Here is a 13,937-nt window from a genome sequence, read left to right as displayed (position 1 = left end):
AAGAAAAAATTGAATAAAATAGATTTATATGACTTAGGTTTAAATGAAAGATATACTCAAGAGGCTTCTATGTATGATGAAAACTTATATATAGGAAGAATTTCTGTCCAACATAGAGATATTTACAAGGTAGTTACTGCTGAAGGAGAAATCTTAGCGGAGGTTTCTGGTAAATTGAATTACTCATTAAAATCTGCTACTTGTTATCCTGCAGTAGGAGATTGGGTTTTGGTCGATAGAAATACTAATAATAATGGTAATGCAATTATTCACCATGTACTTGCAAGAAAAAGCTCCTTTGAAAGAAAAGTAGCAGGCACAAAAATGGATGGTCAAATAGTTGCTACTAATATAGATACAGTTTTTATATGTATGTCACTTAATAATGATTTCAATATCCGTAGGCTAGAAAGATATATTTCTGTTGCATGGGATAGTGCAGCAACACCTGTTGTTGTGCTAACTAAATCAGATTTATGTACTGATATTGAAGCAATTCTTTTAGAAGTTAAAAATATAGCCTTTGGAATTGACATTCTAGTTACTAGTAGTTTGTTAGATCAAGGATATGAAAGTATTAAAGTATATATAGAAAAAGGAAAAACTGTAGCTTTTATTGGATCATCAGGGGTTGGTAAATCTACTTTGATAAATAAGCTTATTGGTGATGAAGTTTTAAAGACAAATGATATAGGAAATTATGATAAGGGAAAACATACTACTACTCATAGACAGTTATTCGTAGTGCCTCAAGGTGGAGTTGTAATAGATACTCCAGGAATGAGAGAACTAGGAATAGTAAGCGCTGATTTAGATAAGTCCTTCAGTGACATAGAAGAACTTGCTAGTCAATGTAAATTTTCAGATTGTTGTCATGAAAATGAACCAAAGTGTGCTGTTAGAGAAGCTATAAAAAATGGATTGCTTGATATAGAGCGTTTAGAAAATTATAAAAAGCTCCAAAGAGAGTTAAAATATAGTGGTCTTAATTCCAGACAACTTGAACGAGAGAAAATAAATGAAATGTTTGGCAGCATGGGAGCTTTGAAAGAAGTAACTAGGTTCGTAAAAAACAAAAACAAAAGAAGATAGGGGCGACAATTATGAGTAATATAATAAGGCAAGAAACAAATTATGACTATAATACTGTTGAGAACTTAATTGAAAAAGCGTTTAAGGATGTTGAATTTACAGACCATAAAGAGCATTTTTTAGTTTCAAGGCTAAGAAAAAGTAGTGCATTTATTCCAGAACTTTCTTTGATTGCAGAAGTTGATGGAAAAGTGGTGGGCCATATTTTGCTTACTAAACTAAAGATAGATAACGGAGAAAATCAATTTGAATCATTGGCTTTAGCCCCCTTATCAGTTTTACCAGACTACCAAAGCAAAGGTATAGGTGGTAAATTAATTAATGAAAGCCTAGAAGTAGCAAGGGAGCTTGGATATAAGTCAGTTATTGTACTGGGACATGAAAAATATTATCCGCGTTTTGGATTTAGAACAGCAAATCGATGGGGGATAAAAGCACCATTTGAAGTCCCAGATGAAGCATTTATGGCAATGGAATTAGAAAAATTTAGCCTTAATGGTGTTCAAGGTACAGTTATTTATCCTAAAGAGTTTTTTGAAGAGTAGTATGTTACCTTAACTGATTACAATTAAAAAGGCTTAGCACTAGTGGGAAGCTTCAGGTAGTTTTTATATTACAACAAAAGCCAATGCTTAGTAAACATAAGCATTGGCTTTCAGATTCTGTTTATGAGGTGAGTATTCATTGAAGATAAATTATGTACATCAATTTAATCAAAAAACAGAAGAAGAATTTTTAAAGATACAAAATAGTTTAAAAGGGAAGATTAAGCTTTCTAATAGGTTAGATTTGAAAGATATGGAAGTATGTGCAGGAGTGGACATTGCATATTTTGAAAAGAATGATACAACATTTGGAGTTTGCAGTATAGTTATTATTCATATTAAGAGTAGAACAATATTAGAAAAAGTAGATAGTTTCGGTAAGATAGAAGTACCCTATGTACCAGGTTTCTTAGCCTTTAGAGAATTACCTCTAGTACTAAAGGCAGCAAAGAAAATTACTGTTGAACCAGATATTTTTATGTTTGATGGAAATGGGTTTTTACATTATAACAATATGGGAATAGCTACTCATGCTTCTTTCTTTTTAAATAGACCAACAATAGGAGTGGCAAAAACTTACTTAAAAATAAATAATGTAGACTTTATTATGCCAAAAAATAATGTAGGAGCATATTCGGATATAGTTATTAATAAAAAGGTTTACGGGAGAGTGTTTAGAAGCAGTAAGGATGTGAAGCCTATTTTTGTTTCTTGTGGTAATTATATTGATTTAGAAAGCTGTTGTAAGCTAACGATGAAGCTGATTTCAGCAGACAGTAGAGTACCTATACCAACAAGGCTTGCCGATTTGGAAACGCATGTGCTTAGAAATAAGTATCTCCAAATTTGCCAATAATCCATAAAGTCGATAGAGTTTTTTACTCCAATTGATGTCCACAAATTGTTATCCAAGGGCTTAACTACTATTTACTTCTGGTTTCACAATGCATTAGTAGAGTGATTAGTTATCGGTTAAATTTAAATGGACTATATTAAAATCTGCAGATTTTAATATAGTCCATCTAAGACAAATCATATTTATTTAAAACTGTTTTTAGTGATTAGCTTTATTTCCATTTGATGAATTATTTTCTCTATGGGCTTTCATCTCTTGACCTTTATTTTCCTTGTTAGCTTTAATTTCCTGACCTCTGTTTTTATATGAGTGATCTTCCTTACTAGACTTAATTTCTTGATTCGAATCTTCTTTTACTGTAGTGTCACTTGTAGTAGATGAAGTTGTGCTAGTAGTGCTTTGAGATGTTGTATTTGCATCTACATTTGCACTAGTTTCATTATTTTGTTTAGGAGCAGTTACTGTACTCTTATCTTCAGAAGTTGTAGCATCTTTAGTTTGTTCTTTTTTAGCTTGTTTCTTAAGCTGACCTACTCCACCTTTCATGGCTTCTTTCTTAGCTGCAAGTACTTGAGCAAATTTTTCAGTTTGAGTAGTTAGGGTTTGCTTTGCTTGCTTTAAAGCATCTTCAGCAGTTTTTACTGCTTGCTCATCACCAGCTTTTTTAGCTTGCTCTAGGTTTTTTTCAGCTTCTTTTACTGATTCTTTTACCTGAAGTAATGCTTGTCTTTCCTTAGCTACTTCTATAATTGCTTCCTTCTTTCTTGTTTGCATTTCTATAACAAGTGCTAGAGTTTCTTTGGCATTTCCAGAAAGCTTACTTTCAACATTCTTGAGAACCTCAATAGACTTCATTTGTTTATCAGCTAATGTTCCTTCTAACTTATTTAGTTCATCTAGCTTTATGGAGCTATCAGTAGTACTATCGGTAGTTTTGACATCTTTATCTGCTTTATTTATGGCATCTTCTACCTTATCCTGCGCTTCAGTCATTTTATTATTATATTCATTTAGTGTTTGAGTTGAAAGATCTCCTTTTTCTTTATTAGCCATAACTTCAGCTTCTCCAAGTCTTTCTTCTGCTACCTCTATTAAAATCGTAGCTTTTTTGTCATCTCCGAAAGCTATGTTAATTTTTAAGTTATCTATAGCCTTATCTATAGGGTAAAGTATTGTATTATCAGGTGTGATGCCAGCTTTATCTTCAAGCGTTGCTGTATTAGTATCAGCAAATGCTCTTCCTCCTAAACTTAATGATACAGCTACTGCTGCAACAAATAATGCTATCTTTTTCATGTTTGTTCCTCCTCAAATTTGTTTATCATTTTCTTTTCACATATATTTACGGATTGAGGATTACTATTTAGGGGGGTACGTATAAAAAAATATTAAAAAGTTCTAAAAATAAATAAATTTAGCATTTATTTTAGTGGCAATTTTAGTTAATAGAATCTTATTTAAATTGTACTGTTAACATCAAGATAGCTTAAAACCAAAAATTAATATATTTCATTGTTATACAATGATTTTAGCTTGTTATAAAAAATAAAATTTAATGAAAATAAGGGTATAAAAGCTGTATAGTATTCAACCACATTATTGTAATTACCATAAATAAAGGAAACACAGGAAATAAATATGAGTTGAAAAGCAGGCAAATTAAAGTATATACTGTTAAAAAAGTGATTTAGAGGAGACTTTATGAAAAATACAAGTCTGCTTTTCTGTGCATTATCCTCAATATTATCTTAAAAAGATATATTGAAAATTTGAAAGGAGAAATTCTGATGAGATTTTTTATAACGTCTAAGGATATAGGAATAGACCTAGGAACATCAAATACGCTATTATACGTTAAAGGAAAAGGAATTTTATTAAAAGAACCTTCCGTGGTTGCTATAAACACTAAAAATAGACAAGTTTTAGCTGTTGGTGAAGAGGCTAAAAATATGATAGGAAGAACACCAGAGGATATTATCACTATTAGACCATTGAAAGATGGAGTAATTGCTAACTTTGATGTAACCGAACAAATGCTAAAGAAGTTTATTGAAAAGGCTGAAGGGAAAGGTTCTTTTAAGAATTCAAGAGTTGCAATTTGCCACCCTTCAGAAATTACTGAGGTGGAAAAAAGAGCAATTAATGAATCAATAAATCAGGTAAAAGCACGTAAGGTTATGCTAATTGAAGAACCTGTAGCCGCTGCAATTGGGGCAGGCCTCCCTGTAAATGAACCAGTTGGCAGCATGATTCTTGATATAGGTGGCGGTACTACTGAAGTAGCAGTCATTTCACTTGGAGGAATTGTAACAAGTAAAACTATAAAAGTCGCTGGAGACGTATTAGATGAGACAATCATAGGCTTCGTAAAAAGAGAATTTAATCTTATGATAGGTGAGAGGACCGCAGAGAATGTTAAAATTGAACTAGGCTCTGTTTTTGCAGATAAAGATGCAAATGAGGAAGAAAGAAGCATGGAAATTAGAGGAAGAGACTTGATTACTGGTCTTCCAAGAGTTGTTGCCGTAACAGAGGGTCAAATACGAGAAAATTTAATGGAACCAGTGTCTTTAATTATTGAGGCAATTAAAACCACTATTGAACAAGCCCCGCCAGAACTTGCAGCAGATATAATGGACAAGGGTATAATGCTCTCAGGGGGAGGCGCACTTCTAAAAGGTTTAGATAAACTAATAAGTAGTGAATTGCACATACCTGCACATATTGCAGAAGAGCCCCTTGAGTGTGTTGTTATAGGTGCAGGAAAATGTTTAGATGTAATAGATAAGATTTAAGTAAGATGAATAAAACTAAAGCCAATGCTTACTGATACTAGGCATTGGCTTTAATTTGTATTATGGGTATAACGAATAAAATTTTACAAAAATACATCTTAAAGCAGACGTTATTGTCTTTATAGCTTATGGCATATATCTTCGCGGTGAGGACGTATAAAAAGCGAGCTAACTTTTACGCAAAACTTCTTAGTTCTGCGTAAAAGTTAGCTCACCTAAAGTAAGGTTCTCCCAACCCTACTAGTTTGAGAGAACATAAAACAAACTTCAATATCTCATTAAAATCCTTCAAAGCCTTTGATATTAAACTATTTTCTCTCTATCTTAACAACCGTCTCAATATGTGTTTTGATAGAAAGATGATACTAATACGCAGAAATTATGGCGTTACCCCCCTAAGACCCCTTTGAATTATAGTGGGTTAGACCTCATTAATCAAACTTATCTTATTAACCACTTTATATCTAAATCTATCAATTTCTATTTAATCTTCCTCTATAATATACTCTCCTAATTGTAACTATAACTCCAATTAAGAAAACTACAATTAAAAAAAACATAGCCGCTGGCCAAATGCCAAAAGCATCTTTGATTGTAGCACTATTATTTTGTAGGTTTGGAACAATAAAAAACAACCATCCTATAAACAATACTGAAATTACTTGGGGCACTAAACGAAGATAATATCTCCAAGTAGGATGTTGTTTACGTCTATTCGACCACTCCTTACTCCGCAAAATACCCTTGATACCTAATATCAAGTATATTAGTGTAATGAATCCAAGTGATAAATCTATTATCTTAGGTGTAGGAGCTTTAGCAGCGGGCATTTGCCCTTCAGTCAATTGGATAATTCCTGAACTAATTTCATATGAGTGTTCTAAAGTAGTTGTAAAGCTATTAAGCATCACAGCTACAGCATACCCGCTAGAAGGTACAATATCTTGCTGTGCTTGGATAGTAGATAAGATCCCACTATGAGAAATACGTGCTGGTTTAACATTTGGAGAACTTAAAGACCACCCAAGACCATATTTAGGGCTTCCAGCTTGAGGAGAATAGGATTCATCTAGCAATGATTTTGATAGTAACCTTTCTCCATTCACATTTTTTCCCTCATTTGTGTGCATGGAAAGCCATTTCCCCATGTCAGCTGCCGTGGTAACTATTCCACCTGCCCCACTAAACATTTGTTCAAGCTCCGACCAGGGAAGTGCAGTACCATATGCTGTAATATATCCTCGAGATAGTCCTTGTACAGGATCAGCAGAGTTTACAGCAGATAGTGTATCATTCATTCCTAATGGAGAAAATATCTTTTCATCAAGATATTTTGGAAATTCCATACCACTTACTACTTCTACCAGTCGTGCAAGTATCCAATAATTAGCATTACTATACAAATATTTATCTCCAGGTTGCCACTTAAGTTTCCAATCATGTAGACGGTCAACACCTGCTTTTAAGGTATTCGCTGGTGGCACAATCGTTGGGCTTGGAATCCCTGATGTATGACTTAACAAATGCCTTATTGTAACTTTTTGCAATCTAGTATCGTTCATTTTAAGTTCTGGCAAATACTTTACAATTGGATCATCCAGCTTAATTTTGCCTTCATCAACCAATTGCAAAACTGAAAATGCAGTGAATGATTTGGATACAGAACCTATTCTCATTAATGACTTTTCTGTTAAGGGTTTGCCTTCTGAATCATGACCATATCCTTTTTCGTATACTAATTTTCCATCTTTTACGATTACAATGGATGCACCAGGTAGTCCGTTACGTTCCATATAGTTTGTAACAAACTCATCAATAGCTTCTTTTTTTATAATAGTATCAGCATTAACTGATAAAGGATAAAAAGCTAATGGAATTAAGAATGTTATTAGCATAAAAATAATATATAACCTTTTTCTCATTTTAAAATCTCCCATCTGTTATAATTATAAATCTGTAAGTAATCAGCTACACTTCCTAAAGGTTGAAAGTTATATTAATGATGAGAAATGAATCCTCAACATACGCTTTAATTTCGCCCTTCATCTTAGTAACTAAGTTCTTTACAATTGAGAGTCCCAAGCCTGTAGTTTTCTTAGTTCTGGATTTATCAGCGGTGTAAAAGCGTTTAAACAAGCTTTCAGCCTCTTCGCTATCTATATTAGGTGCATAATTTTTAAAACTAATACATACGTATTTTTCTTCTTCTTTTATTGAAATAGATATATTCCCAGTTCCATGATTTAAATAGTTCTTTATCAGGTTTTGAAAAATCCTTGTTAAGGCATCTTTATCTGCATAGATATAGATTGGCGTTGAAGGTATTTGGATGCTTGGCTCTTCGCCTTTTGATATGAAATCATAATAAAATAGAGAAATTACATCCGCAAGCACATTGCTCACATTAACTTTTTGAAGCTTCAATAGGTATTCATCCGATTCAATTCTAGTAAATTCAAAGAACTCATCCAGCATTTTAACCAATGTATCAATACGCCCTCTAATTATACTGTAATATTCTGACCTCTTATCTGCCGTGACGTTTCCCGACTCCAGCATCTGAACATATCCAGAAATAGATGTAAGAGGAGTTCTTAAATCGTGAGATATGTTGGTTATCTCCTCTTTAAACTCCTGTTGCGCTTTTGAAATAGCAATTTTTTCAACTTTATAATAGTTTATTAAATGATTTAATTGAATTGCTAGCTCATTAATTTCATTCGCTCTAACTTGGAGATTAATTTTCTTATTTGTATCATTATCTCTAATAAACTGAATTTTTTTAACTATATCTTTAATCTCTCTTTTATAAACCAAAATGTAGGCGGATAGTACGCCTATGACTAATATAAGCATTATAATAATTAACCAAAGCATAAAGTCTACCTCCAACTCTATTTAATATCCTGCTTTTTAAAGGTAAATCCTCCTATGCCCACGCACAAAATAAGGTAGGATAAAGCCGCTGCAATTGCTATCCTTATATCCACTGCTTGTGGATGCGGCATCGCAGTAGGTGAAAAATTCATAAGAAGCAAAATTCTTCCCAAATAGCTTTCCCCAACCATAGAACCCAAAGAGCCTAATATCAAGCTGAAGAATACATTAAAGGCCATTGTGCCCCCTACATTTTTAATCAAAAATGCTGTCATTAGAAATATGGAGCCATAAGCTGTATATAACAAGCTCTGGATTAAAAAAATTCGAACAAACAGCAGAAAATCATACATAGAAAAAGAACCATATATACCAAAAACGAAAACCGCTGTAATTCCTGTAAAAAATATAGCAACAAGCATCATTATAATTGAACCCACTGATACTGTGATCAGTTTAGACATATAAATTTTAGTTCGGCTGAAGCCTAAGGAAACAGAATCTTTAATTGTTCCTGTACTGTACTCGCTTGTTATAAGCATTGTAATAAATATAGCCTGAAGCATTGGAATAAAGTATGGTAAAAAAGCTCTTTCCTTAAAGAGCATATAAATCCAGTGAAAAGTGCTTGGGCTAAGCTGTTCCTTTATATGTGCTGAGGAACTGAAGTCTATTATTACATAGGTTACAAAGAGAGCAATAATACCTAAACAAATAAAAAAGGACTTGCTTCGTCTTAATTTATAAAAATCGACTCTCAATAAGTTAAGCATAATTATTCCCTCCCATCAATTTCATAAAATACTCCTCCAAGTCATCACCCTTGGATTCAATAGAATATATTTTTACATTATTTTTTGCAAGCTCCAAGCAGATTTCACCTGACATATCCAATAAATCATAAACCTTAATTATATTGTCTGGCAGCACCTCATAATTTGTTGTTTTAAAGATATCTTCCAAAACAAAAGAAGCTACAGAACTGTCACTCACCTTTATATTCAAGTACTTTCTGCATTTTAGTTCTAATTCCTTAGCTGTAAATTCCTCCAATAATGTACCATTGTTGATTACTCCGTAACGTGTTGCCAGTTTAGACAGTTCCCCTAATATATGGCTTGAAATTAAAATTGTTATAGCCTGCTCTTCATTAAGTCTTTTTAATAGTCTTCTCATATCCACAATACCTTCAGGATCAAGTCCGTTTATTGGTTCGTCAAGTATGAGAAAATCCGGATTTCCAAGTAGCGCAAGCGCCAAACCCAGACGTTGTCTCATTCCTAAAGAAAAATTCTTAACCTTTTTCTTTCCCACATCTGATAATTCCACTATTTCCAATATGCTGTTAATAACTTTTTTATCGGGTATTCCTAATAGTTTGCCTCGAAGTTCCATATTTTCAAGTGCAGTAAAATCAGGATATAAAGCAGGATGCTCGATTATGCTGCCTATTCTAGGCAGTCCAGCATTAATATTGTTTTCACCCTTTCGTGAAAACAATTCTATTTCACCGCTTGTTGGTGTAACAAGACCTGTAATCATTCTAATCATTGTTGTTTTACCAGCGCCGTTTCTGCCAATAAAACCATATATATCTCCCTTTTTAATCTTCATATTCACATTATTAACTGCAGTATTTTTTCCGTACTGTTTAGTAAGCTCAAAGGTTTGTAAAATATATTCAGCCAACTTAAGCACTTCCTTTCTTTAGTTTATGACCTTATTATGAAGTATAGGGTTTAAGAATCAATAAAATAAGTCTTAAGAAAGTCTAAAGTTTACTCGCTCATCTTAAAGCCTATTCCCCAAACAGTTTGTATGTACTCCTCTGATGGGTTTGCTTTTGCAAGCTTTGAGCGAATATTGCTAATGTGCACATTTATAGTATTCTCATCTCCAAAAAATTCATCATTCCATACATGCTCGTAAAGATTTGATTTGGTAAACACCTTTTTAGGATATTTCATCAATAATTCCAGTATTAAAAATTCCCGCTTAGTAAGGCTTACAGGGATATCGCCAACCTGTACCGAATAGGTTTCTGTATCTATCGATATATCTTTGTAGGATAAATTATTATTTTCACTAGGAAGACTTGAAGCCTGGTTATACCTTCTCAGCTGTGCTTCAATTCTTGCAAGCAGCTCATCATTATTAAAGGGCTTTACAATATAATCGTCAGCACCGGACTTTAGCAGATTGATTGTTGAGGCCTTATCACTCTTTGCTGAAAGCCCGATAACTGGAATATTACTGTGTTTTCTGATCTCCTGCAATACCATCTCCCCATTAAGCCCCGGAAGCATGAGGTCAAGCAATACCAAATCTATTTTGTTATTAAAAACCATCAATGCTTCAGTACCTGAGTAAGCTGGCTTTGCATTATATCCGTTCTGTTCTAGTAAATCACAAATCATATTACTTATATCACTATCATCTTCTATAATCAATATTGAAATTCTATTATTCATTTGCCCTTAACACCTACCTAAATTAATTTATATATTAAGTTGCTTTAACAGAAGCAACCAACTTCTTTTCTATTTTGTCGCTATTTTTAGATATACAAATAATAACTAAAGCTAATACTCCTAAGCCCCACAACAGTATTTCTATCTTAGAGGAGCCTAATGCTGATGCAGCAAGTATTTCCCAAGGCCTTGTAAGCAGCATTATTATAACATATCTTCTCAAACTTATCTTACTAAGTACTGCTACAAAACCAATAGAATCATCGGGGAAAAATGGAAGGAATAATAGCAATATAAGTAGTAGTTCCCCTTTCCTGGATGAAAAATGCTGTTCGTACTTATTTAAAAGATTAGGGTTTATAAAACATTCAACAAAAGTTCTTCCAAATCTTCTCCCAAGAATAAACACTACAGTAGAACCGCTTAGGATTGCTAACATGCTAATGAAAAGTGAACCCCACATGCCAGATACTGTCCCACCTACCACAGCACTTACATTGCTAGGTATTGGTGCAATAATAACAGATATGAACTGAATAATAAAAACACTACATAAGCCTTCTCACCATATACCTCAATATATTTCTTAAATTCTTCAGCTGAGAACATATAATTTAAAATACCACTTGATTTCATATAAACAAATATCCATATGAGTCCATCAATAACCGCTAGTAAGTAAAAACAAAATTTTATTCTATCCTTAGGTTTATTCATATATTGCACTCAGCCTCCTTGTTCTTATTTCATTTGCATATAAATTGTTCTTTGGTAATTTTATTTCTTTAAGATTGCCTTTATAAATAATTCTGCCTTCTATATTTAGTAGACTTTGTGGCCTAACCAGATTTCTTGATATTTTAAGGTCTACTATACCGCTTTCCTTTAGGATGTGATACACAAATTCTGAGCATAAGAAGCTGTAATCGCTGCATACTGGCTTGTTTAACAAGCTATGAACAAGCCCCTTATAGTTATATTTATAAAGGTGGCTATTAGAAATGAAATGGTCTAATATTACCTTAGCCTTTTCATACTGCTGCTTGAACACCTCAACCTCAATTATTGCACCAGGTAAGGTATTACAGAACTTGTATACGCCTTCGGTGATATCCTCTTTTCTAAACCTTCCAATAAAAGGATTATACGTATCCCTTCTTCCAAAGCTGTACATATAATTGAGTTCTTTATCTAAAGATATAGCCGCATGAGTATACTCATCATTTTTAAAAATTCGGATGAGATTAGACATCACAGTATTTGTTCTTGTAAGAACTATATATAAATAATGTTTTTCCATAATGAAGTACCTCCAAGAATTTAATTGATGTATTCATTATGATATATAAAATTTAAGAACTAATAAAAAAAGTCTTAAGAAAAGCTTAATTTATTCTTTAAGTATTTCTTTTTAACAGAACATAAAATAAAAAAGCTAATCAAGGTGAAATCACTTCATCCCAACTGATATGAATATTTTCTATCACGACATTAAAGATATTTACAAATGCCTGGTATAAAATTATCACCACCTAAGTGCCCTTACTGTCTCCAACATAACAGCTATGTTTCATGAAAATCTTGATATGGATTTAGTAATAATTAAATCTATTTTCCCTTACTTTTAAAGCTATATTAGGTGTCTGCCTCATAAGATATGAACAATTACGCAAAACCTAAACCTTATCGCAAAATAGCCTAAAATCTCCTTAAGAGGGCCGTCCCCCTAAGCAAAAGTTCCCTCAAACCGTAGTATGAGGGAACATAGAACACGCTTCAATATTTAATTAAAAACCTTCAAAGCCTTTCATATCAGCCTATTTCTTCTCTATCAGCACCACACACTCTACATGTGCTTTAATAGAATGATGATACTAATACGCATTAATATTTATTTTGCGTAAAGATGTACCCCCTATAAAGAAGAGAGGTTATAGAACACTCATGATATATATTTTTACACAAATTTAAATTGGACTTATTTAACTCTTAAGCCTCATGAAGCATAAAAGTGTTACCAAATGGATCAACAAAAAAAGCTTCCATTCCACTCCATGGTATTTTTGTTGGTTCTTTAGTAAAAGTAACTCCTTGTTTGTTTAACAACATGTCCAACCTGCGCAAGGTAAGCATGAACAAGTTGAAAACCGTGCTGCAATTTTGTATTAAGAAGGTATTAGTCAGGATTAAGATTGATGTTTAGACTGAAGTAGGTGGCTAATCTCCTTCAAGAGCAAAACGAGGTGTTTTTGCATTTAAGACTTGAGGTTCTGCTTATAAATCCCAAGTAACGCCTCAGCTTTTTGAATGAGTTTTTCCCTTACGGTTTGCGGCTCAAGGCACTCGCAGGACTCCCCAAGTGAAAGCAAGAACCGTATTCCAATGTCTCCGTCTAATATTGGAATTGTCGCAATGTATTTTCCATTTTCATGCTCCATGTCAATATCGCTGAAATAACTTAAAAGTTGTCCTTTAAGCGTATCATCAAACCTGATTTTCACCATAACTTGTGGTATATCGTAATCAATTTCTTTTCTTAATGTCGAGAAATCAACATCCCTTGGCGTAAAGGCTCGCTCTGAAGTTATTAGCTTACGTATTCGAGAAAACCGAAAAGTTCGCATTTCCTGACGTAAGAGGCAAAATCCTTGCAGATACCAGCTATTACTCTTGTGCATCAGACGGTACGGCTCGACTTCCCGAAAAGAAACATCACCCTTCATGTTGAAATAATCAAAACTGAGAATTTTTCGCTCAACAATGGCTGAATTGATGATTTGCAGATAGCCCTCACGCATGATGTCCTTTTGCCACGGGCTAAGGTCAATGTCGATTCGGCTTGTAAGTTCGTCAATTTCATTCTGCTTTTCTTTGGGGATAAGCGCTTTTAGCTTACTCATAGCCTGCTTTGTTTCTTCGCTGTCAAGTGCGGAATGCACACCGGAAAGCCCGATTAAAAGCGTCGTCAAGTCCGATTCAGAAAACAGGCGCTTATCTACCTTAAACTCCTCCATAATGCCAATACCGCCGTTAATACCAGGAAATGTAATAATGGGTATTCCTGCCTCGTTTATGATTTCGATGTCGCGGTAAATCGTGCGCTTGGACACCTCAAATGTTCGGGCAAGCTCGGCGGCGCTTATAGTTTTACGTTCTAAGAGCAACATGATGATGGAGATAAGCCTGTTCATTTTCATGTTACATCAGCCCCTTAATAAAGAATTTTAACTTTATTATAAAATGATGACATACTGTTGTCAACGTTTATGTGATATGCTTATTCTATCACAAATTAAAGGAG

Annotated in this window: 15 protein-coding genes; 4 read left to right on the top strand and 11 right to left on the bottom strand. The window is 33.6% G+C overall.

Features of this window, described 5'->3' with window-relative positions:
- Positions 1–9: 9 nt before the first annotated feature.
- From rsgA to AC0N0V_RS10805, 3 genes are all read left to right on the top strand, one after another.
- Entirely contained in the window at positions 10–1,092 is a 1,083-nt protein-coding gene (gene rsgA, locus AC0N0V_RS10815) for a ribosome small subunit-dependent GTPase A (protein ID WP_474464069.1), read from the top strand.
- An 11-nt stretch (positions 1,093–1,103) separates the two neighbouring features.
- Positions 1,104–1,637 carry a GNAT family N-acetyltransferase gene (locus AC0N0V_RS10810; RefSeq protein ID WP_474464068.1) on the top strand — a complete coding sequence of 178 codons (534 nt, stop codon included), beginning with the start codon at positions 1,104–1,106 and terminating at the stop codon, positions 1,635–1,637.
- A 139-nt stretch (positions 1,638–1,776) separates the two neighbouring features.
- Positions 1,777–2,493, top strand: a complete 717-nt coding sequence (locus tag AC0N0V_RS10805) for an endonuclease V (protein ID WP_474464066.1) — start codon at positions 1,777–1,779, stop codon at positions 2,491–2,493.
- A gap of 198 nt (positions 2,494–2,691) precedes the next feature.
- On the opposite strand, the gene AC0N0V_RS10800 is transcribed toward AC0N0V_RS10805, so the two are convergent.
- Positions 2,692–3,789 (bottom strand): DUF5667 domain-containing protein, encoded by a 1,098-nt coding sequence (locus tag AC0N0V_RS10800; protein ID WP_474464064.1) that lies wholly within the window; start codon positions 3,787–3,789, stop codon positions 2,692–2,694.
- A gap of 491 nt (positions 3,790–4,280) precedes the next feature.
- Between AC0N0V_RS10800 and mreB the strand changes: the two genes are divergently transcribed.
- On the top strand, positions 4,281–5,288 hold the full coding sequence (mreB, locus tag AC0N0V_RS10795) for a rod shape-determining protein MreB (RefSeq protein ID WP_474464063.1): 1,008 nt from the start codon (positions 4,281–4,283) through the stop codon (positions 5,286–5,288).
- 473 nt (positions 5,289–5,761) lie between these two features.
- On the opposite strand, the gene AC0N0V_RS10790 is transcribed toward mreB, so the two are convergent.
- The 10 genes from AC0N0V_RS10790 to AC0N0V_RS10745 form a co-directional block, all read right to left on the bottom strand.
- A complete protein-coding gene (locus tag AC0N0V_RS10790; protein WP_474464062.1) occupies positions 5,762–7,210 on the bottom strand; it encodes a serine hydrolase domain-containing protein in 1,449 nt (482 codons plus the stop codon).
- Between the two features lie 55 nt (positions 7,211–7,265).
- The gene (locus AC0N0V_RS10785) at positions 7,266–8,165 is read right to left on the bottom strand and encodes a sensor histidine kinase (RefSeq protein ID WP_474464061.1); all 900 of its coding nucleotides are present in this window, start codon (positions 8,163–8,165) and stop codon (positions 7,266–7,268) included.
- A 17-nt stretch (positions 8,166–8,182) separates the two neighbouring features.
- Positions 8,183–8,938, bottom strand: coding sequence for an ABC transporter permease (locus tag AC0N0V_RS10780; RefSeq protein WP_474464060.1), 756 nt, complete (start codon positions 8,936–8,938; stop codon positions 8,183–8,185).
- The gene (locus AC0N0V_RS10775) at positions 8,931–9,854 is read right to left on the bottom strand and encodes an ATP-binding cassette domain-containing protein (RefSeq protein WP_474464058.1); all 924 of its coding nucleotides are present in this window, start codon (positions 9,852–9,854) and stop codon (positions 8,931–8,933) included. Before AC0N0V_RS10775 ends, AC0N0V_RS10780 begins: the two co-directional genes overlap by 8 nt.
- An 89-nt stretch (positions 9,855–9,943) precedes the next feature.
- Positions 9,944–10,636, bottom strand: coding sequence for a response regulator transcription factor (locus AC0N0V_RS10770; RefSeq protein WP_474464057.1), 693 nt, complete (start codon positions 10,634–10,636; stop codon positions 9,944–9,946).
- A gap of 34 nt (positions 10,637–10,670) precedes the next feature.
- Entirely contained in the window at positions 10,671–11,099 is a 429-nt protein-coding gene (locus tag AC0N0V_RS10765; protein WP_474464055.1) for a VTT domain-containing protein, read from the bottom strand.
- Positions 11,100–11,128: 29 nt separating this feature from the next.
- Complete coding sequence (locus tag AC0N0V_RS10760; protein ID WP_474464053.1) at positions 11,129–11,353, bottom strand: hypothetical protein; 225 nt, start codon at positions 11,351–11,353, stop codon at positions 11,129–11,131.
- The gene (locus AC0N0V_RS10755) at positions 11,346–11,936 is read right to left on the bottom strand and encodes a hypothetical protein (RefSeq protein ID WP_474464051.1); all 591 of its coding nucleotides are present in this window, start codon (positions 11,934–11,936) and stop codon (positions 11,346–11,348) included. Before AC0N0V_RS10755 ends, AC0N0V_RS10760 begins: the two co-directional genes overlap by 8 nt.
- Positions 11,937–12,625: 689 nt before the next feature.
- Complete coding sequence (locus AC0N0V_RS10750; RefSeq protein ID WP_474464049.1) at positions 12,626–12,745, bottom strand: VOC family protein; 120 nt, start codon at positions 12,743–12,745, stop codon at positions 12,626–12,628.
- Positions 12,746–12,891: 146 nt separating this feature from the next.
- Complete coding sequence (locus tag AC0N0V_RS10745) at positions 12,892–13,833, bottom strand: helix-turn-helix transcriptional regulator (protein WP_474464047.1); 942 nt, start codon at positions 13,831–13,833, stop codon at positions 12,892–12,894.
- Positions 13,834–13,937: the final 104 nt, after the last annotated feature.

This window comes from Clostridium sp. CS1-1, assembly GCF_056135525.1.
This window is presented reverse-complemented; position numbering and strand designations above follow the sequence as displayed.